Here is an 18,347-nt window from a genome sequence, read left to right as displayed (position 1 = left end):
GCGGCGGAATGTGGCCCCGGCCCGGGGTCCCCGCCAGCCGCCCGGGGGCGTTTGCTTTCCGGCGGGCGCGCCGCACCTTTCGGCATGCTTCGCCGTGCCCTCGCGCTGCTCCCCCTGCTGCTCGCGGCCTGTGCCCCCGACGCCACCCGCCGGGGCAGCACGGTGCTGTTCGCCTCGGGCGCGGACCTGCAGAGCATCAACCCGCTCTTCACGGTGCACCCGCTCGCCCGGCAGGTGCAGCGGTACGTGCTCCTGACCACGCTGGTGCGCCGCGACTCGAGCCTGGCCATCGAACCGTACCTTGCCCGCCGCTGGGCCTGGAGCGAGGGCGGCCGGCGGCTGACCCTGTTCCTTCCGGGGGCGCCGCGATGGCATGACGGCCGGCCCACCACCGCCGCCGACGCGGCGTGGACCCTCGAGCGCGCCCGCGATCCGGCCATTGCCTACCCGCGCCGGACCGACCTCGCCACGCTCGTGGCGGCCACCGCGCCCGACGACACCACGCTGGTGCTCCAGTTCTCGGCCGCGCCGGGGACGATCCCCGACGTGCTCACCGACCTGGCCATCCTGCCGCGCCACCTCCTCGACACCGTGCCGCCGGCACGGCTCCGCCAGGCGGCGTGGCAGGAGGCGCCAGTGGGGAACGGCCCGTTCCGCTTCGTGGCGCACGAACCCAACCGCCGCTGGGTCTTTGCGCGGAATCCCGACTTTCCCGCCGCGCTGGGCGGGCCCCCGGTGCTCACCCGCCTGGTGCTCGCCGTGGTGGACGAGCCGATGACCAAGCTCGCCGCGCTCACCTCGGGAGAACTCGACTTCGCCGGCATCCAGCCCGCGCATGCCGCCTTCGTGGCGCGCGACCCCGCGCTCGCCGTGCGCGACTACCCGCTGCTGCTGACCACCGGCATCGTGTTCAACGCCCGCCGGGCCCCCTTCGCCGCGGCCGCCGCCCGCCACATCGTGTCGGCGGCGCTCGACCGCGCGGCGCTCGTCGACGGCTTCACCTACGGCTACGGAAGCGCGGCGACCGGTCCGCTGCCCCCCGAACTGGCGCCGGCACCCGTGGCACCACCGTCCGCGCCCGCGGGCATGGCGTCCGGCCTCGCCTTCGAGCTGCTGACGGTGGGCTCCGGGGAGGCGGCGCTGGAGCAGATGATCCAGGCCCAGCTCGCGGCACGGGGCATCACGGCGCGCATCCGGCAGCTCGACCTCTCCACCTACCTGGACCGGGTCTACGGCGCCCGGCACGACTTCGACGCCGCGGTCGTGGGCACCACCGGTGACCTGGGGCTCGGGTACCTGCAGCCGCTCGCCGCCCTGTCGGGCCTCGACGCCCCCACTGACACCGCGGCGCTGCTCCGGCTGTTCCGCGAGGCGGCGCCGGTCGCGTTCATCTATCATGCCCGTGGGTTGCAGGGCGTGAACCGGCGGGTCCGTGGGGTCGAGCTCGGGCTCCGGGGCGAGCTGGCGAGCGTGACCCGCTGGAGCGTGGCGCCATGACGGATGGCACCGCCCGGATGCTGCCGCCCACGGTGCGGGCCAGCGCCCCGGTCCGGCTCGACTTCGCGGGCGGATGGACCGACGTGCCGCCCTTCGCCACCCGCGAGGGTGGGGTGGTGGTGAACGCCGCGATCGACCTCCGGGTCGAGGCCGAGTTCGAACCCGGCCGCGGGGGGCTGCTGCTGCGGTCGGAGGACACTCGTCAGGCAGCGATGGTCCGGCACGCGGGCGAACTCACCGCCGACGGGGTGCTCGACCTGCACAAGGCCGCGGTCCGCATGCTCCCGCCCGGGCCGGGCACGCTGCGCACGCGCTCCCCCGTGCCGCCCGGGTCGGGCCTCGGCAGCTCCGGCGCCCTCGACGTGGCGATGGTCGCGGTCCTCTCGCAGGCCCGCGGCGAGCGGTTGGCCGCCGCCGCGATCGCGCATGAAGGGTGGCATCTCGAGGCGGTGGAGGCCGGCCTGCCCGGCGGGCGCCAGGACCAGTACGCGGCGGCCCTGGGCGGATTCCACCGGCTGGCGTTCCAGGCGGACGCCGTGGAGGTGACGCCGCTCGCGGTGCCGGCGGCGGCCGCCGCCGACCTGGAGCGCCGCCTCGTCCTCTGCTACACCGGGCGCTCCCGTGTCTCGGGTGAGACCATCGCCCGGGTGATGGCGGCGTATGCCGCCGGCGACCGGACCGTCGCCGGCGCGCTCCACCGTCTCCGCGAGATCGCGGAGCGGATGGCCGCGGCGCTCACCGCGGGCGACCTGGCGCAGGTCGGCGCGCTCCTCAGCGCCAACTGGGCGGCGCAGCAGGCGCTCGACGCGGGGATGTGCACCCCGGAGATGGCCGCGCTGGAGCAGGGCATGCGCGACGCCGGCGCGATCGGGGGCAAGGCGGCCGGTGCCGGCGCCGGTGGCTCGATGTTCTTCCTCATGGGTGATGACCCGGAACCGGGACGCCGCGCGGCCGCGGCGCAGGGGGTTACGCTCCTCCCGGTCCGGTGGACCAGTGCCGGAGTCGAGACATGCTGACGTACGATGAGATCGAGGCGCGCCGCGCCGCGATCGAGGGCTCCCCCGACCTGACCGCGCTGCGCGACCAGCTGATGGCGGCCGCGGCGAGGGTGGCGGAACGGGCGCCGGCCCTGCCGCGGAGCAAGGGGATGCTGAGCGCCGACGGTGGCGTCTGCCCCTCCGACCACCGGCCGCTGGTCTTCGATCCCTGGTCGCCCGACGGGCATCGCTGCCCCGGCTGCGGGGTGGTCCACCGGGGCCCGCGGCACGACCGCCGCTGGGCCTGGCTGGCCCACCTGTGGCGCGCCGAACGCCTCGCCACCGCCGCCTGCGTCGGCACCCTCGCGGGGGATGGCGAGCTGCTCGGCTGGGCCGCCGACGCGGTGACGGAGTATGCGGAGCGGTACCACGACTATCCCAATCGCGACAACGTCCTCGGTCCCTCGCGCCTGTTCTTCTCCACCTACCTCGAGTCGGTGTGGCTGACGAACTACGTCGCGGCGGCGTTCCTGCTCCGGGAGCAGGGCGCGCTCGAGGACGCGGCGCTCGCGGCGGTGCATGCCACCATCGAGGAGTCGGCCAACCTGATCGGAGAGTTCGACGAGCGGCTGTCCAACCGCCAGACGTGGCACAACGCCGCGCTGGCCGCCGCGGGGGTGTGGTTCGAGGACGAGGACCTGGTGCAGCGCGCCATCGAGGGGCCGCGCGGACTGGTGGGGCACCTGGTGGACGGCTTCGGCGCGGACGGCATGTGGTATGAGGGGGAGAACTACCACCTCTTTGCGCTGCGCGGGCTGCTGGTCGGGGCCGACTGGGCCCGGCTGGCCGGGGTGGACCTGTTCGAGGCGGACGCCGGGCGCGACCGCCTGGCCGCGGCGCTCCGCGCCCCGCTGCTCACCGCGCTCCCCGACCTGCGGGTCCCCGCCCGGAAGGACGCGCGCTTCGGCCTCTCGCTGGCCCAGCCGATGTATCTCGAGCTCTGGGAGCGGGGCCTGGCGCGGCTGGCGGAGGCCGGGGCCGCGGAGGCCGCCGTGGAGCTGGCGGGGGCGCTGCGCTCGCTGTACGCGCTGCCGGCGCCGCCCGCCGAGACCTTCGACAGCTACCTGCACGAGGCCGGGGATCCGGTCCCGGCCGCCCGCACCCGCGCGTCGCTGTCCTGGTGGATGCTCGCCACCATGGCCCCGGAGCTGCCGGAGGGCCCCGGGTGGCAGCCTGGGAGCACGCTGCTGCCCGAGCAGGGGCTCGCCGTGCTGCGCGGCGCGGGCCGCTACGCCAGCCTGGAGTGCGGCGAGTACGGCGGCGGGCACGGCCATCCCGATCGCCTGCACCTCACCCTCCACGCCGGCGGCGTGCACTGGCTCGCCGACCCGGGCACCGGCTCATACGTCGATCCGGTGCTGCACTGGTATCGCTCCACCCTCGCCCACAACGCCCCGCGGATCGATGGTGCCGACCAGCCCATGGAAAGCGCCCGCGCCGAGATGTTCGAGCCGCGCGATCCCTGGGGCTGGGTGCGGGGGCGGTTCGGGCGGCTCACCCGCACCGTCGTCGCGGGCCCGGCCCACCTGGTGGACGTGGTCGAGTTCGCTGACGAGCAGGAACACCTGGTGGAGCTTCCCTGGCACCTCGACGGCACGGTCGAGCTGTCTTCGCCGGGGACCTGGGAGGCCGCGCGGCTCGACGAGCCGTGGGTCGGCGGCGCCGAGCGCTTCGTGCCCGCGGCCGCCGGGCCCATCCGCTGGCGCGCCACCCAGGGGGGCGCCACCCTGGAGGGCTGCTTCGAGGGCGGCGGCGAGCTCCTGCGCGCCCAGGTGCCCGGACGTCCCGGCGAGGCCGCCGGGCGCGCCATGCTCCTGCTGCGCCGCACCGGGCGCTATGTGCGCTTCGTGTCGGTGCTCGCGTGGGAGGGGCCGGCGCTCACCGGCCTGCGCGTGGCGCCCTCGGAGATCGTGGTCGAGACGGCGGCGGGCGAGACCACCCACCAGCAGACCAGCGAGGGGTGGGAGGTGCGCGACGGCGCGGTGGCCCACCCGCTTCGCGGGCTGCGCCGCGCGCTGCCGCGGATCGAGCTCACGGCCGCGGTGCGCGACAGCACGCGGGATGTGCCCGCCGCGGCCGTGGCCTATCACCTGGCGCAGCCACCGGCGCTCGACGGCACCCTGGCCGGCTTCGTGACCGAGGCCCCGCTGCACCTCGACCATGATGACCAGTACCGGCGGACGGAGGAGCCGTACCCGGGGCCGGAGGCGCTGGCGGCGCGCGCCTGGCTCGGCTGGGACGAGCGGGAGCTGTTCGTGGCGGTCGAGGTCGATCACCCCCGGCCGGTCTTCCGCTCCGCCGCCGCGCCGCCGCTCCTCCTCGACAACGAGCCCGACCTGATCCATGCCGACGGGATGCAGCTCTACCTGCAGCCGCCCCAGGGCGAGGTGCACGGCTGGCTGGTGGCGCCCGACCCAGGCGGCCCCGGGCTCGGCGTCCGCGTGGTGCAGGGCCTCGCGGGGGACGCCACGGCGGTGCGCGGCGCCTGGCGCCGCACCGCGACGGGCTACTGCCTGACACTGGGCCTCGCGGCGGCCGGCTGGCCGCCCGGCGCCAACGCCGGGCCCGCGCGCTTCGACCTGATCGTCAATGAAATGGCGGAGGGCCGGGAGCGGCGCCAGGGGCAGCTGGTCTGGTCGGGTGGCGGCGGCTGGGCCTACCTGCGGGGCGACCGGCAGGACCCCGCCCGCTTCGGCACGGTGGACCTCGCGTGAGGATCCCCGGATTCACCTCGACCGGCAGCAAGCGGCCGGACGCGCTGTTCGGCCCCGCCGCGCCGCGCGGGCTGCCCGTCAGGTTCACGCGCAGCGCGGGCGCCCGCCTGTGGGACGCCGAGGGCCGGGAGTACCTGGACCTCGTCATGGCGCTGGGGGCGGTCGGGCTCGGCTATGGGCACCCCGCGGTGGCGCGCGCCGCGCATGCCGCCATCGATGCCGGGGTGGTCGGTTCGCTGCCGCCGGAACTCGAGGAACGGGTGGCCGAGCGGCTGGCGGCGCTGGTGCCGGGCATGGAGCGAACCCGGTTCCTCAAGACCGGCGCGGAGGCGGTGGCGGCCGCCGTGCGGCTGGCGCGGGCCCACACCGGGCGGGAGGCGATCCTGCGCTGCGGCTACCACGGCTGGCTCGACTGGTGCCAGCCCGCCGGCACGCCCGGAGTGCCGGGCGCCGTGGCCGGCCTCCTCGGTGAACTGCCCTTCAACGACAGCGAGCGGGCCCGCTTCCTGGTCCGCCGCGCCGGCGAGCGGCTGGCGGCGGTGGTGATCGAGCCGGTGGTCGAGGCCGCGCCCGATCCCGAGTGGCTCGAGGTGCTCCGCGAGGAGACCCGCCGCGCCGGGGCGCTCCTCATCTTTGACGAGATCAAGACCGGGTTCCGCGTGGGCATCGGGGGCGCGGCCGCACGCTACGGCGGTGCCCCGGACCTGCTGGTCTTCGGGAAGGCGCTTGCCAACGGGTTTCCGCTGGCCGCCGTGGGCGGACGTCGGCCCGTCATGGAGGATGCCCGCCGCACCTGGATCTCCTCCACCCTTGCCACCGAGATGGTGGCGCTTGCCGCCGCCGACGCCACCCTCGAGGTCGCGGCCCGGGAGCAGGTGCCCGCACACCTCGAACGGGTCGGCACGCTGCTGCTCGACGGTCTCTCCCGGCTCGCCGCGCGGTATCCCGGCCTGCTCGGCCCGCCGATCGGCGTGCCCGAGATGTGCGCCCTGACCTACCCCAGCGAGGAGGCGGGCATCCGGCTGGCGCGGTTCGCGGCGGAGCAGGGGCTCCTGTTCAAGCGGAACGCCTACAACTTCGTGTCCCTGGCCCACGGGCCGGCCGAGGTGGCGCAGGCGCTGGCGGTATTGGAGGAGGGGTGCCGGATCCTCGAGGGCGATGGCACCTGAACCGGAGGCGCCCTAGCCCGCCGCCCCGGGCCACCCCAGATTCCGGCATGCTCATCGACGTGCACGCGCACTTCTTCCATGAGCGCGCCGGCCGCGCGGACTGGCAGGAGCGCAACGCCAGCCGCCTGGCGGCCGGCGAGCGCATCGGCATCCGCTGGCACGTGGCCTCCATCCTCGGCAGCTGGGGCCACACCTCGCCGGTCTACTTCCCGTCGCCCGACGACGTGACCTTCGCCAACCTCCGCCTGCGGGACCTCGCCGCCGCGCACCCCGCCCGGGTGCGGGGGTACGTGGTGGTCAACCCCAACCACACCACCCACGCGCTGGCGGAGATCGCCACCGGGGCGGGGCAGGGGATGATCGGCGTGAAGCTCGCGGCCAGCCGCCGGGCCGACGACCCGCTGCTCGATCCCGTCTGTCAGGCGGCCCGGGAGCACCGGCTGCCCGTGCTGCACCACGTCTGGCAGCACCGCCGGCGCGAGTGGCCGGGCCAGGAGGCCTCCGACGGCGTGGAACTCTGCCGGCTGGCCGCGCGGCATCCGGAAGTGTGGTTCCTCCTGGCGCACATCGGCGGCGGCGGCGACTGGCTGCACACGCTGCGGGCCGCGCGGGGCGCGCGCAACGTGCTGCTCGACCTGTCCGGCAGCGGGGTGGACGGCGGCATGCTCGACGAGGCGCTGCGCGCCGTGGGCGCCGAACGCCTGGTCTGGGGCGCCGACGTGACCCTGTGCACCGGCTGGGCCAAACTGCGGTACCTCGAGCGGCGCCTTCCCCCCGCGGACGTGGCGCTGGTCTGCGGCGGCAATGCGCAGCGCATCTTCCCCCCCGGGGCCTTCGCATGATCGACGTGAACGCCTTCCTCGGCGCCTATCCCTGGCGCCGGGTGCCCGGTACCTCGGCCGCGGGCCTGATCGAGGCCATGGACCGCGCCGGCATCGCGAGTGCCTGGGTGTCGCACCTGCCCGGATTCTGGTGGAAGGACCCGGCGGCCGGGAACGGCTGGCTGTTCGAGGCGGTGGCGCGGGAACCGCGCTTCCGGTCGGTGGCCACCATCCACCCCGGGCTCCCCGGCTGGGAGGATGACCTTACCACGGCCGTAGAGGCCGGGGCGGTGGCCGTCCGCGCCGATCCGGGCTACCTGGGGCTCTCCCCCGCGGGGCCGGAAATGCTGGCGCTGGTGCAGGCCGCGGGCGGCGCCGGGATTCCCCTCCTCGCGGCCGTCCGCCTCGAGGATGGCCGGGGCCGCCACCCGCTCGACGTGGCCCCCGAGCTCACGCCCTGGGCCGTGCGGCAGTGGATCCGGGCCAGCGCCACGGTACGCCTGGTGATCACCCACGCCGACCGGGGCTTCATCGAGGAGGTGCATCACGGATCCACCCCGGCCGAAGCGGGGCGGATCTGGTGGGACATCAGCTGGGTCTGGGGCCCCCCGGACGACCACCTGGCCCTCCTGCTTGCCACGATGGGCGCCGCACGCTTCCTTTTCGGCAGCGGGCAGCCGCTGCGCCTGGCGGAGACGCCGGGGGCGCGGCTTGATCTGCTGTCCCTCCCGGCGGCGGACCGGGCGGCGATCACCCACGACAACGCGGCCCAGCTGGCGGGCCGGCGGAGTCCACCGGCATGACCGAACCTTCCCGACGGCACCTGCCGCGCCTCTCGTTCCAGGGCCGCCCCGCGCCCAAGCTCGAGACGCCGGGCCACAGCTACGAGGTGCTCGACCTTTCGCCGGAGGGCCTCCGGTTCCGGGTGGCGACCGCCGACCGCCCGGCCGTCACCATCGGCGACGTGCTCCGGGCCACGCTCCACTTCCCCGCCGATCGCTCGGTCGAGATCGAGGGCCGGGTGCTCCGCGTGGTGGGCGACGAGGCCGCCGTGCGGCTCGATCGCGGGCACGACCGCATCGCCTCCACGCTCCCCGCGGGCCCGGCCCGGCCGCGGCGGACGGGACTGGCCTGGTAGGCGCGCCATGGCCTGGGTGCATGAGCGCGAGCATTACCGGGTGGCCTATCCCACCCAGCTGCGGCCGAAGTTCCTGGTCCAGGGATTCGCCTTCGACGTGATCGACATCTCCGAGCGCGGGCTGCGCTTCCGCCTGGCCGACGCCGCGACCCCCGAGGCCGGCAACGAGGTCCAGGGCACGGTCCGCTTCCGCCGCGGCGAGACGATCACCGTGCGCGGCGCCGTGCTCCGGGTGGATGGCCGCGAGGTCGCGGTCCGGCTCGAGGAGGGGGTCCCGCTGCGGGTCATCATGGAGGAGCAGCGCTACCTCCTCGACCGCCACCGTCACCTCGGCATGTAGGGTGGCGGCCGCCCCGCACGTCCTCGTCGTCGGGCTCGGCGCCACGGGCAGCGCCGCCGCGCTCACCCTGGCCCGCCGCGGCATCCGGGTCACCGGCCTCGACCGTTTCCGCCCGCCCCATCCACACGGCAGCTCCCACGGGCGCTCGCGCGTGATCCGCGAGGCCTACTACGAGTCGCCGGTCTACGTGCCGCTCATCCGTCGCGCCTACGAACTCTGGCAGGCGCTGGAGCGGGATGGCGGCCGTCCCCTCCTCCGCCAGACGGGCGGCCTGATGCTCGGGCCCGAGGGCGGCCCGCTGGTGCGCGGCGCCCGCCACAGCGCGGTCGAACATGGCCTGCCGTTCGAGTTGCTGGATGCCGCCACGATCCGCCGCCGGTTCCCCGCCTTCCACGCGCCGGCCGGCACCGTGGGGGTGCTGGAGCCGCGGGCCGGCTTCCTGGATCCCGAGGCGGCCATCGAGACGTCGCTCACGCTCGCGGCGCGCGCCGGGGCGGACCTGCGGTTTGATGTGGCCGTGGCCGGCTGGCGGGCCACCGCGTCGGGCCTTGCGCTCGACACCTCCGCCGGCCTGCTCGAGGCGGACCGGGTGATCCTCACCGCGGGCGCCTGGGCCCCGGCGCTGCTCGCGGGCGCCGCAGTGCCGCTCCGCGTGGAGCGGCAGGTGATGTACTGGTTCGCGCCCGCCAGGCCGGAGGGATTTGCCGCGGGCACGCTGCCGGTCTTCATCTGGGAGTGGGAGCCGGGGCGCCTCTTCTACGGCATCCCCGATCACGGCGCCGGCTTCAAGGTGGCCCAGCACCACGGCGGGGAGGCCACCACCGCCGACACCGTGCGCCGTCGGGTGCTGCCGGAGGAGGTCGCGGGCATGCGTCAGCTGCTGCGGCGCTTCCTGCCCGACGCCGACGGGCCGCCCACCGATGCCGTCACCTGCCTCTACACCAACACGCCGGACCACCACTTCGTCCTCGGGGCCCACCCGGGCGATCCCCGCGTCATCCTGGGCAGCGCCTGCTCCGGCCACGGCTTCAAGTTCGCGACCGTCCTCGGCGAGGTGCTCGCCGACCTCGCCCTGACCGGTCGCTCCAGCTTCGACCTCACCCCGTTCCGCCCGGGGCGCTTCGGCTGACGCGCCATGAGTGGTGTGCGGGGAACACAACGGCCCGGGCCTGCGCCCGGGCCGTCGCGGTTCCTGCACCCGGCTCCCGCTACTGCCAGCGGAAGATGCGCAGCGCCAGGAGGAAGCCGAGCACCAGCCACACCACCAGCACCGCGAGCTGGCTGGCCACCGCCGCGAGCCCGGCCCCCTCGAGCATGATGAGCCGCAGGGCATCGACCAGCGCCGTCAGCGGCAGCGCCCGGATCAGCGGCTGGATCACCTCGGGGAAGCGCGCGGAGGAGAAGAACACGCCGGAGAGCACCCACATGGGCATCAGCACCAGGTTCATCAGCCCCGAGGCGCCCTCGATCGTGGTGGGGCGCGCGGCGGCGAGCAGCCCCAGCGCCCCGAAGGTGAGCGAGCCGATGACGGCGGTGACGCTGAGCGCCAGGAGCGACCCCCGGATCGGGACCCCGAAGGCCAGCACCCCGAAGAGCAGGATGGTGCCGACCTCGAGCACCAGCAGCAGCAGCTGGGCCAGCGGGAACGAGGCGAGGTACTCCCCGCGCGACATCGGCGTGGCCAGCAGCCGCTTGAGCAGCTTGCGGCGCCGCGCGTCGACGATCGAGAATCCCGTGCCCCACACCCCGCTGCCCATCACGTTGAGGCCGATCAGGCCCGGCAGCAGGAAGTCGATGTAGCGCGAGCCCCGCTCGTGGACCACCTGGTCGGTGGTGCCCGCGGGATCAGCGCGGCCGGCGGCGCGCTGGAGCCGGTCGTCCACGCGGAGCCGCGCCATCGCCGCCTCGGGCCGGGTGTCGTCGAAGCGATACGCGTACCCGCCCCCCGCCGCGGGCACCACCACCAGCGCCACCTTCCCGGCGCGGAGCGCCAGCGCCGCGGCCGTGGAGTCGGGATAGCGCGTCACCACGAAGGCCGAATCGCCGGCGAGGGCCGCGGCCGTCGCGGTGGCGCTGCCATCCGTCCACTCCGCCACGCCCACCGGCACCTGGTCGACCGGCTTGTCGCGGAACGCGATGCCGAGCCCGCCCGCCAGCACGATCGGAAAGCCGTAGGTCCAGAACACCGCCTCCGGCTCCCGGAAGAACTCGCGCAGCCGGACCAGGATCATCGCGCGGATGCTCGTGCCGAACTCAGCCATCGCGCAGGTGCCTCCCGGTGAGGGCCACGAACACATCCTCGAGGGTCGGGGCGTGGGTGCGCAGCTCCTCGAGCGCCACCCCGGCCGCGGTCAGCAGGGCGAGCAGGCCCGGCAGCGCGGTGTGCAGCTGGCGCACCCGGAGGGTGACCGTGCGCCCCACCTGCTGCACGCCAAGGACGCCGGGCACCTGGTCCCACGCCGGCGCCGGCCCGCCGGCCCCCTCCAGCAGCATCACCTCGATCACCTGCTCGGCCCCGATCGAGGCGATCAGCTCGCGCGGGGTGCCCAGAGCGATCACCTTCCCCCGGTCCACCACCGCCACCCGGTCGCACAGCCGCTCCGCCTCGTCCATGTAGTGCGTGGTGAGGATCACGGTGCGGCCCTGGGCCCGGAACCCGGCGATGAGCTCCCACAACTGGCGCCGCGACTGCGGGTCGAGCCCGGTGGTCGGCTCATCGAGGAACAGCAGCTCCGGTGCGCCCACCAGCGCGCAGGCGATGGCCAGCCGCTGCTTCTGCCCGCCGGACAGCTGGCCCACCCGCGCGCCCGCCTTCTCGGTGAGCTGCACCCGGGCCAGCACTTCCGCCGGCGGCGCGCCGGCGGCGTAGAAGCTCCGGAACAGCGCCACGGTCTCGAGGGTGGTCAGCTTGTCGGAGAACTGGGTCTCCTGCAGCGACACGCCGATCCGCTCGCGCAGCGCCGCGCGGTCTCGGCGCCAGCCGAGGCCCAGGACCTCCACCGTGCCATGGTCGGGCTCGAGCAGCCCTTCGCAGATCTCGATGGTGGTGGTCTTCCCGGCGCCGTTGGGGCCCAGCAGCCCGAAGCACTCGCCGGGCCGGACCTCGAGGTCGAGCCCGTCCACCGCCCGCACGTCCTTGTACGCCTTGTGAAGGCCGGCGAGCCGGAGCGCGGCGGTCATGCGCCCCCCCGCGGCTGGCAGGCCGCCCAGTAGCGGAGCAGGTCACGGGTGGAGTCGAAGACCCGCACCGCGGGATCGGCCAGGGCCCGTTCGCGCGCCTCGAGCTTGAGGTCGAGGTGCGGCCGGCCGTCGCGCAGGTGGAAGGCGCGCCGCGGCGCGCCCACCCGTTCGCGCAGCGCGTCGAGCTCGGCGAGGTCGTTGGTGCTCGAGAGCACGTGCGACCAGCCCGGCACCATGAGGTTGTCGCGATCCATGAGGAGCATGCGGCGGAATCTGGGCGCCGCACGGGGCGGAAGTCCAGTCACGGGGCTCGACGCCCCGGCGCCGGGGTGAGTAGAATTCGGCCTGCCCCAACCGCCCATGATCGCCGGAGCCGCCGTGCCCGACCGCCCCGACCTGCAGGATGCCATCGCCGTGCCCCGCCTCGCCGCCGAGCAGCTGCTTGCGCGCGCGGGGGAGGTGGAGGTGCTCCTGCTGACCAACCAGTCTCCCGAGTCGGACCGCGCGCTGGCGGAGCAGGTGGCGCGGCGTGCCATGCGCGACACGCCGTTCCACGACCCCGCCTTCACCGTCGCCGATCGCGAGGACAGCCGCCTTTTCCTGGCGCGCGAGGCGGGCGTGGCGGTGGGGTTCGCGGTGTTGCGGCTGCGGCCGCGCTGGGCCTGGTGGTCGTGGGACGACTGGGACGCCGAGCGGCGTCCCTCGACCGGCGTGGCGCCGATGAGTTCGTGGACCGTCGAGACCATCTGGATCCACGCCGGCTGCCAGGGGCATGGGCTGGCGAAGCGCCTCCTCGACGTGGCGGCCGCGCAGGTGGGGCAACCCATCGAGTCATTGGGGTGGCACCGCCCCTTCACGCCCTCGGGTGAGGCGTTCGTGCGCCGCTGGTGCCCCGAGGGGATCTGGGTGCCGGACTAGGCCGCGTGCCCGCGCAGGGCCCGGGCGTGGCCGCGCAGCAGGGCCCACAGCTCCCGCAGTGAGGCCGGGCGCGCCCCTCGTGCCACGTTGGCTGCGGCAATGGCAAAGAGCAGCCGCCACTGGGCAAAGAGGGTCCGATACGCCGTGCCCAGCGCGTTCGCCGGATCGTAGATGCTGGTCGCCTCCGCCGTCGCCCCGTTCAGCTCCACCACCTGGAAGTCCTCGCCCCGCTGGAACGCTGCCACATCCGGCGTGCGGATATCGTAGCGCCCGAACCAGAAGCCCGCATACCCCTGGCTCAGCCCGTCGATGGCGGCCGCGAGTGCCGGCGTCTCCACCCAGCCGCCGTCGAGGAACACCGCCCCGCGGCAGTGCGTCCCGAGTTCCACCAGCGGGACCACCTCGCCGGCGGCCGGCACCCAGGTGAGCCGCGCCGCGTGCCGGCGGAAGTGAAAGGGCGCCATGCACAGCGCGCGCTCGTCCCGCAGGATCAGCTCCTCGAGGGGCGTCACGCCGTCACCGGTGAGGGTGGGGAGCCGCTTCTCGGTGATCGAGAAGATGCGGCCCGCCGGTTCGCCGGGGTGGCGCACGTAGAACACCCCGAACTCCGCTCCAGGCGCGAAGGCCTGCGCGATCGTATCCCCCGTGGCGCGCGCGAGGTACGCCTCCACCTCGCCCTCGCTGCGGGTGATCGCCACCCCCGAGCCCCGCTCGCCGATGTCGGGCTTGAGCACCAGCGGCCAGGGTGCCGGCAGGGTGGCCTGGAAGGCGCGCGCCGCCGCCACGCGCCCGGGGGCGGGAAGCGCCGCGGGCACCAGCGTCCAGGGGGCCACCCGTTCCGGGTTGCCCGCCAGCCCGCGGAGGATGGCAGACTTCGACTCGCCCACGAAGCCGCCGCCCGGGATCGCCGGGTTCACCGCGGTGAACAGCAGCAGGGAGCGGTGGCGCAGCGCGAGCCACAGGATGTAGAGAGCCACCGGTGGGTAGAACGCCCAGCGGGGCCAGAACTCCCAGCGCGTGAGGCGCCGCCAGCGGGCGAGCAGCAGCCGCCGGCCCCGCCAGGTCACCAGCGGAATCAGCAGCTTGAGCAGCACGAACAGCACCAGCGCGGTCACCAGCAGGTAGAGCGCCGCGTGCTCCCGGAAGACCGCCAGCGCCCGCTGCACGGCCTCGCCGAAGGCGACCGACACCCCCACGATGATCGGCGTCCAGATGGCACAGCCCACGAAGAAGTACAGCGCGAACGTCGCCATCCGGGTGCGGAGCATCCCCGCCGCGAAGTAGGTGGGGAGGCGGGTGCCCGGGAGCACGCGGGTGAGGAACACCAGCGCCGCCCCCCGCCGCTCGATCCACTGGGAGCTCCAGGCGATGGCCTCCGGGGTGATGAACCAGCGGACCGGCGCCCGCGCCAGCACCGCCCGCCCGAACGTGCGCCCGGCCTGGAACACCAGCAGGTCGCCGAGGAAGATCCCGGTGAAGCACGCCAGCGTGCCGGTCCAGAATCCCAGCGTGCCGCGTGCGATCATCAGGCCGGCGGTGATGCAGGTGAGGTCCTCGCTGATCAGCGTGGCCACCGCGAGCAGCAGGAACACGATCCCCAGCGCCAGCCCCTCGATGCGCGGCAGGCTGCGCGGGTCGAACGGCCGGGCGGCCGCCGCCAGGCGGTCGGCGGGCGCGGTGGCCCGGGTAACCGCGGCACCCGCCTCGACGGCGTCCACGAAGCGGCCGATGGGGTCCGCCACCGCCTCCGGGTGCGTGAAGGTGGTGAAGTGGTCGCCGTCGTCCAGGCGCAGCTCCGCCTGGGGCACCAGGCGGGCATGCTCCCGCGCCGCGGCCGGGCTGACCAGCACGTCCCGCGCGCCGTGGAGGATGAGCATTGGCCCGGCGTAGCGGGACAGGATGCCCCGGTACGGCCGCTGGTCGGTGTCGTAGAAGTTCCGGGCGTACGCCACGCTCAGCATGCCGTCGTCCAGCCAGCCGAAGTGCGGCACGCCCTCGCGCAGCAGCCACAAGCCCGCCAGCTGCACGCCGTGGATCAGGTGGTTCAGGTGGTAGTCGCCCAGCAGTTCGTACTCCTGCGCCCCGATGGCGGAGAGCAGCGTGAGCGAGCGGACCCGGGCCGGCGCCAGCGCCTCCACCTGCAGCGCGACCCCGCCGCCCATGCTGAAGCCCACGAGGTGCGCCGCGGGCACGCCGAGCGAATCGAGCAGTTGCAGCAGGTACCGGGCATGGGCCCGGTTGGAATACTCCGCCACGTCCCGGCTCGAGCCGCCGAAGCCTGGCAGGTCGGGCGCCAGGACCCGGTACCGCGTGCCCAGGATCCGCCCGAGCCCACGCACTTCGTCGTTGTCACCGGGGCTCCCGTGCAGCAGCACGATCACCGGGCGGGTCGCGGCGGAGTCCGCCGGGGCGTCCTCGCGATACGCGATGCGCACCGGGTCGGTGCCCTCCCGGTCACCCGCCACCGCCCGGACCGTGCGGGTGCGTTCGTCCGCATCGGCGGGGATCGTGGCGGGCGAGGCCAGCCGGAAGCCGTGGCTCGCCACCAGCAGGACAAGGTACGACCACGGCAGCCAGCGCCGTCGCGGCGCCGGCTCAGGCGGGCCGGCGGTCACTCAGGCGCGGGGCAGGGGAGGGCGCGGCGATCCAGCGTGAGCGGCGGGAGGGGCAGGCCGCGGCAGGGGGCATCGGGCACATGCAGGAGGGTAACCCGGTCGGGAGTCACCGTCACCTGCGAGAAGCTGCGCGTCTCGGCATCCTCCCGGTGCATGCAGACCGAGCGCTTGCCACGGTCCGGGTGATGGCTCCGGTGCAGCGCCGCCAGCTCCGCGGCCGTGCCGGGCGCCGCCGCGGCGAACTGGGCGCGCCGGGACGCGGCCACCTCCGGCGCCGTGACCGCCGAGCTGGTGAGCAGCAGGCCCGGCGCGTGGTGCGTGGCCATGGCGAGCGCGGCCCCGTCCCACTCCGCGATCCGCGGCGGCCGGTCCGGCTCGAGCGCCACCAGCAGGAACGGGGGGGTGCGACGCAGGTCCGAGCGTTCCAGCGCCTGCAGCGCCCCGGCCACGTCCGCCGCGGCGATGAGGCCGAGGATCACCAGGCCGCGGCTTCGCGCCGGCCCGGCCGTCACCACCGCCCCGGGACCGTAGCGGTTGAGCAGTCCCAGGGTGAGGCCGCCGTCGTTCACCGCGAGCCAGGTTCCGCCATGGTCGCTGTCGAAGGGGGCGAGGAACACCCGCCCCGACGCCGCCCGCCGCTCCGGCGGAAGCGCCGGGCCGCGGGTGTGCCGCTCATCGCGATTGAAGCAGAGGGTGTATCCGCCGGCGGCCGGCAGCCAGCTCACCGTGCACATGCCGTCTCGCGGTCGCGCGCCTGCAGCGTGGAGGGGGCCACGCCGAACTCGGCGCCCGGGTCGAAGCCCTCGCGCCGCAGCAGCTCCTTGATCAGCGCGTAGTGGTGCACCGTGTGGCTCACCAGGAACTGCAGCTCGCGCTTGACGCTCGAGTCGCTCCAGTCGGGCTCGCTGCCGCTCCCCGCCACGCTCCGGAGCGTCACCCGCACCGGCCGGCTGGCGATCTCGGACGGCAGGCGGGCCAGGTCGCCCAGGTAGCCGAGCGCCGTGGCCAGGGCCAGGGCGCGGTCGGTCTCGAGCGGGACCTGGCGCGTCCGGGCATCGTAGTCGATGGCCCCCGCGGCGAGGCCCGCCAGGAAGGCCTGGTAATGGTCGAAGACGTGGCGGAAGTGCACGCCCACGGGCGAGATCCCGGGGGCCGCGCCGCCGCCGGCGTACGTGGCGTCGTCCAGCCGGCGCAGCGCCGCGATCGCCTGCTCCAGCACGATCAGATTGCCCGCCACCGCTTCGAGTCGCTCCGGCATCCTCACTCCACGACAACAGGGATGAACTGGGCCGAGACTGCCGCGTGCAGCCGGCCCGCCAGCCGTTTCCGGTCCTGCTCCGCGATCGGTGCCGCGCCGAAGCGCACCGTCGCCGCCACCCAGGGGAGGCGCGCCAGCGCCGCCAGGTGATCGCCGAACGTCATCTCGCCCCACCAGCACACCGCCAGGTGCGCCGGCGGCCCGCCCGGCGGTGTCGCGTACGCGATGCTGGCGTAGTGCACCGGGTGCCCGGTGCGCGCGGCCCACTCGAGCAGCGCCGGCCGAAACGGCAGGACCCCATGCCCCGCGGTGCTGGTGGCCTCCGCGAAGACCAGCACGCCGTCGCCCTGGGCGATCGCCTCCGCCATCGCATCCAGGGTGCGCACGGCGTCGCGCTTCACCTCGCGGTCGATGAAGATCGTCCCCATCGCCGCCGCCGCCGCCCCGACCAGCGGCCACCGCCGGACCTCGCGCTTGGCCACGAAGCGCACCGGCGACAGCGCGGCGTAGACCAGGATGTCGAGGTAGCCCAGGTGGTTCGACACCAGGTAGAAGGGCGCCGCGGGAGGCCGCCCCTCCACCGCCAGCCGGATGCCGAGGATCCGCGTCCCCAGGCGTCCCCAGGCGCGCAACGCCCCGCGCCGGACCGCCCGGCGCGCGCCCGCCACCGGCGCCACCAGCAGCGTGAGCACCGCCCAGCTCCCGATCGTCGCGCCCGTGAGCAGGGCCAACAGGGTCAGCCGCACCGGCCCCCGCACCCGTTCAGCCCCGCCGGAAGAAGAAACGGTAGCTGTGCGGGTCGAGCGCCAGGGCGTCGAGCGAGACCAGGAAGTCGATCGTCTTGAACTCGCGGTCGATCGCCGGGGGTCCGAAGATCTTGGCGCCCAGGTTGAGGTAGCTCGCGAACAGGGGCGGAATGTGCACCGGCGCCGCGGCGACCGCGGCCGGGTCGGCAGCCTCGCAGCCCAGCCCGGGGAGCGGTGGCGCCAGCAGCGTCGGGTGCACGTGCCCGTCGCGCGCCAGCTGCCGCATGGTGGCCTGGCCGAGCGCCGGATCCTGCGAGGTCAGCGAGCAGCAGCCGAAGAGATAGCGCTTGCGGTTCCACAGCAGGTAGAGCGCCAGCCCGCGCCACAGCAGGTTGAGCACCCGGCCGTTCCGGTGCCCGCGCGCCACGCAGGCGCGGCCCACCTCCACCGCCTGCGCCAGGTAGTCCCGCGGCAGGCCGCCCAGGTCGAACTCCCCGGCGGAATAGAACCCCGCGCGGCGCTCGGCCATCTCGGCGGTCTGCAGGCGGTAGGTGCCCACGATCTCGCCGGTCTCGCCACAGGCGATCAGCAGGTGGTGGAAGTGCGCGTCGAGGGCGTCCTCGTCGCGGCCGGTCTGGAAGGCGCTGTCGAGCCCCTCGCCCAGCTCCAGGTTGAAGATCGCGAACCGCAGCCGCTGGATGGCGTCGAGGTCCTCGACCGAGCGGGCGAACCGCACCCTATAACGCCCCGCGACCACCTCGCCGTCCGGCAGCAGGGCCGGGAAGCTGGGGTAGGGGGTGCCGATCTCTCGGCGGGCAAACCCGGTGGTGGCGCGCGAGGCGCGGGGATCAGGGATGGGCGTCATAGGGACCCTCCCGTCCGGGGAGGGGGCACAGCCACAACGAGCCGGGGCG

At 74.9% G+C, this 18,347-nt stretch carries 18 protein-coding genes; 10 read left to right on the top strand and 8 right to left on the bottom strand.

Features of this window, described 5'->3' with window-relative positions; translation table 11 throughout:
* Positions 1-84: 84 nt before the first annotated feature.
* From IPJ95_16325 to solA, 9 genes are read left to right on the top strand one after another with little or no spacing between them, the layout of a single operon-like run.
* Complete coding sequence (locus tag IPJ95_16325; GenBank protein MBK7925163.1) at positions 85-1,497, top strand: ABC transporter substrate-binding protein; 1,413 nt, start codon at positions 85-87, stop codon at positions 1,495-1,497.
* A complete protein-coding gene (locus IPJ95_16320; GenBank protein ID MBK7925162.1) occupies positions 1,494-2,513 on the top strand; it encodes a hypothetical protein in 1,020 nt (339 codons plus the stop codon). The genes IPJ95_16325 and IPJ95_16320 overlap by 4 nt, the downstream gene beginning before the upstream one ends.
* Entirely contained in the window at positions 2,507-5,248 is a 2,742-nt protein-coding gene (locus IPJ95_16315; protein MBK7925161.1) for a heparinase II/III family protein, read from the top strand. Before IPJ95_16320 ends, IPJ95_16315 begins: the two co-directional genes overlap by 7 nt.
* A complete protein-coding gene (locus IPJ95_16310) occupies positions 5,245-6,417 on the top strand; it encodes an aminotransferase class III-fold pyridoxal phosphate-dependent enzyme (GenBank protein MBK7925160.1) in 1,173 nt (390 codons plus the stop codon). Before IPJ95_16315 ends, IPJ95_16310 begins: the two co-directional genes overlap by 4 nt.
* A gap of 47 nt (positions 6,418-6,464) precedes the next feature.
* Positions 6,465-7,259: an amidohydrolase gene (locus tag IPJ95_16305; GenBank protein ID MBK7925159.1), complete on the top strand. Its 795-nt coding sequence runs from the start codon at positions 6,465-6,467 to the stop codon at positions 7,257-7,259.
* The gene (locus IPJ95_16300; GenBank protein ID MBK7925158.1) at positions 7,256-8,041 is read left to right on the top strand and encodes an amidohydrolase family protein; all 786 of its coding nucleotides are present in this window, start codon (positions 7,256-7,258) and stop codon (positions 8,039-8,041) included. The genes IPJ95_16305 and IPJ95_16300 overlap by 4 nt, the downstream gene beginning before the upstream one ends.
* Complete coding sequence (locus IPJ95_16295) at positions 8,038-8,376, top strand: PilZ domain-containing protein (GenBank protein MBK7925157.1); 339 nt, start codon at positions 8,038-8,040, stop codon at positions 8,374-8,376. The genes IPJ95_16300 and IPJ95_16295 overlap by 4 nt, the downstream gene beginning before the upstream one ends.
* Before the next feature lie 7 nt (positions 8,377-8,383).
* Positions 8,384-8,716 carry a PilZ domain-containing protein gene (locus tag IPJ95_16290; protein ID MBK7925156.1) on the top strand — a complete coding sequence of 111 codons (333 nt, stop codon included), beginning with the start codon at positions 8,384-8,386 and terminating at the stop codon, positions 8,714-8,716.
* Entirely contained in the window at positions 8,613-9,845 is a 1,233-nt protein-coding gene (solA, locus tag IPJ95_16285) for an N-methyl-L-tryptophan oxidase (protein MBK7925155.1), read from the top strand. Before IPJ95_16290 ends, solA begins: the two co-directional genes overlap by 104 nt.
* Before the next feature lie 79 nt (positions 9,846-9,924).
* On the opposite strand, the gene IPJ95_16280 is transcribed toward solA, so the two are convergent.
* From IPJ95_16280 to IPJ95_16270, 3 genes are read right to left on the bottom strand one after another with little or no spacing between them, the layout of a single operon-like run.
* Positions 9,925-10,977, bottom strand: a complete 1,053-nt coding sequence (locus tag IPJ95_16280; protein MBK7925154.1) for an ABC transporter permease — start codon at positions 10,975-10,977, stop codon at positions 9,925-9,927.
* Positions 10,970-11,896, bottom strand: coding sequence for an ABC transporter ATP-binding protein (locus IPJ95_16275; protein ID MBK7925153.1), 927 nt, complete (start codon positions 11,894-11,896; stop codon positions 10,970-10,972). The genes IPJ95_16280 and IPJ95_16275 overlap by 8 nt, the downstream gene beginning before the upstream one ends.
* Positions 11,893-12,159, bottom strand: a complete 267-nt coding sequence (locus tag IPJ95_16270; GenBank protein ID MBK7925152.1) for a DUF4031 domain-containing protein — start codon at positions 12,157-12,159, stop codon at positions 11,893-11,895. The genes IPJ95_16275 and IPJ95_16270 overlap by 4 nt, the downstream gene beginning before the upstream one ends.
* Positions 12,160-12,274: 115 nt before the next feature.
* On the opposite strand from IPJ95_16270, the gene IPJ95_16265 reads away from it, so the two are divergent.
* Positions 12,275-12,814 (top strand): GNAT family N-acetyltransferase, encoded by a 540-nt coding sequence (locus IPJ95_16265; protein ID MBK7925151.1) that lies wholly within the window; start codon positions 12,275-12,277, stop codon positions 12,812-12,814.
* On the opposite strand, the gene IPJ95_16260 is transcribed toward IPJ95_16265, so the two are convergent.
* The 5 genes from IPJ95_16260 to IPJ95_16240 are packed head-to-tail and all read right to left on the bottom strand — an operon-like array spanning position 12,811 to position 18,298.
* A complete protein-coding gene (locus IPJ95_16260) occupies positions 12,811-15,429 on the bottom strand; it encodes an alpha/beta fold hydrolase (GenBank protein ID MBK7925150.1) in 2,619 nt (872 codons plus the stop codon). The genes IPJ95_16265 and IPJ95_16260 overlap by 4 nt on opposite strands.
* Entirely contained in the window at positions 15,426-16,163 is a 738-nt protein-coding gene (locus IPJ95_16255) for an NRDE family protein (GenBank protein ID MBK7925149.1), read from the bottom strand. Before IPJ95_16255 ends, IPJ95_16260 begins: the two co-directional genes overlap by 4 nt.
* The gene (locus tag IPJ95_16250) at positions 16,151-16,687 is read right to left on the bottom strand and encodes a hypothetical protein (GenBank protein MBK7925148.1); all 537 of its coding nucleotides are present in this window, start codon (positions 16,685-16,687) and stop codon (positions 16,151-16,153) included. Before IPJ95_16250 ends, IPJ95_16255 begins: the two co-directional genes overlap by 13 nt.
* A 2-nt stretch (positions 16,688-16,689) precedes the next feature.
* Entirely contained in the window at positions 16,690-17,433 is a 744-nt protein-coding gene (locus IPJ95_16245; GenBank protein MBK7925147.1) for a 1-acyl-sn-glycerol-3-phosphate acyltransferase, read from the bottom strand.
* A 16-nt stretch (positions 17,434-17,449) separates the two neighbouring features.
* Positions 17,450-18,298 (bottom strand): GNAT family N-acetyltransferase, encoded by an 849-nt coding sequence (locus IPJ95_16240; protein ID MBK7925146.1) that lies wholly within the window; start codon positions 18,296-18,298, stop codon positions 17,450-17,452.
* Positions 18,299-18,347: the final 49 nt, after the last annotated feature.

This window comes from Gemmatimonadota bacterium, assembly GCA_016713785.1.
GTDB lineage: Bacteria > Gemmatimonadota > Gemmatimonadetes > Gemmatimonadales > GWC2-71-9 > JADJOM01.
This window is presented reverse-complemented; position numbering and strand designations above follow the sequence as displayed.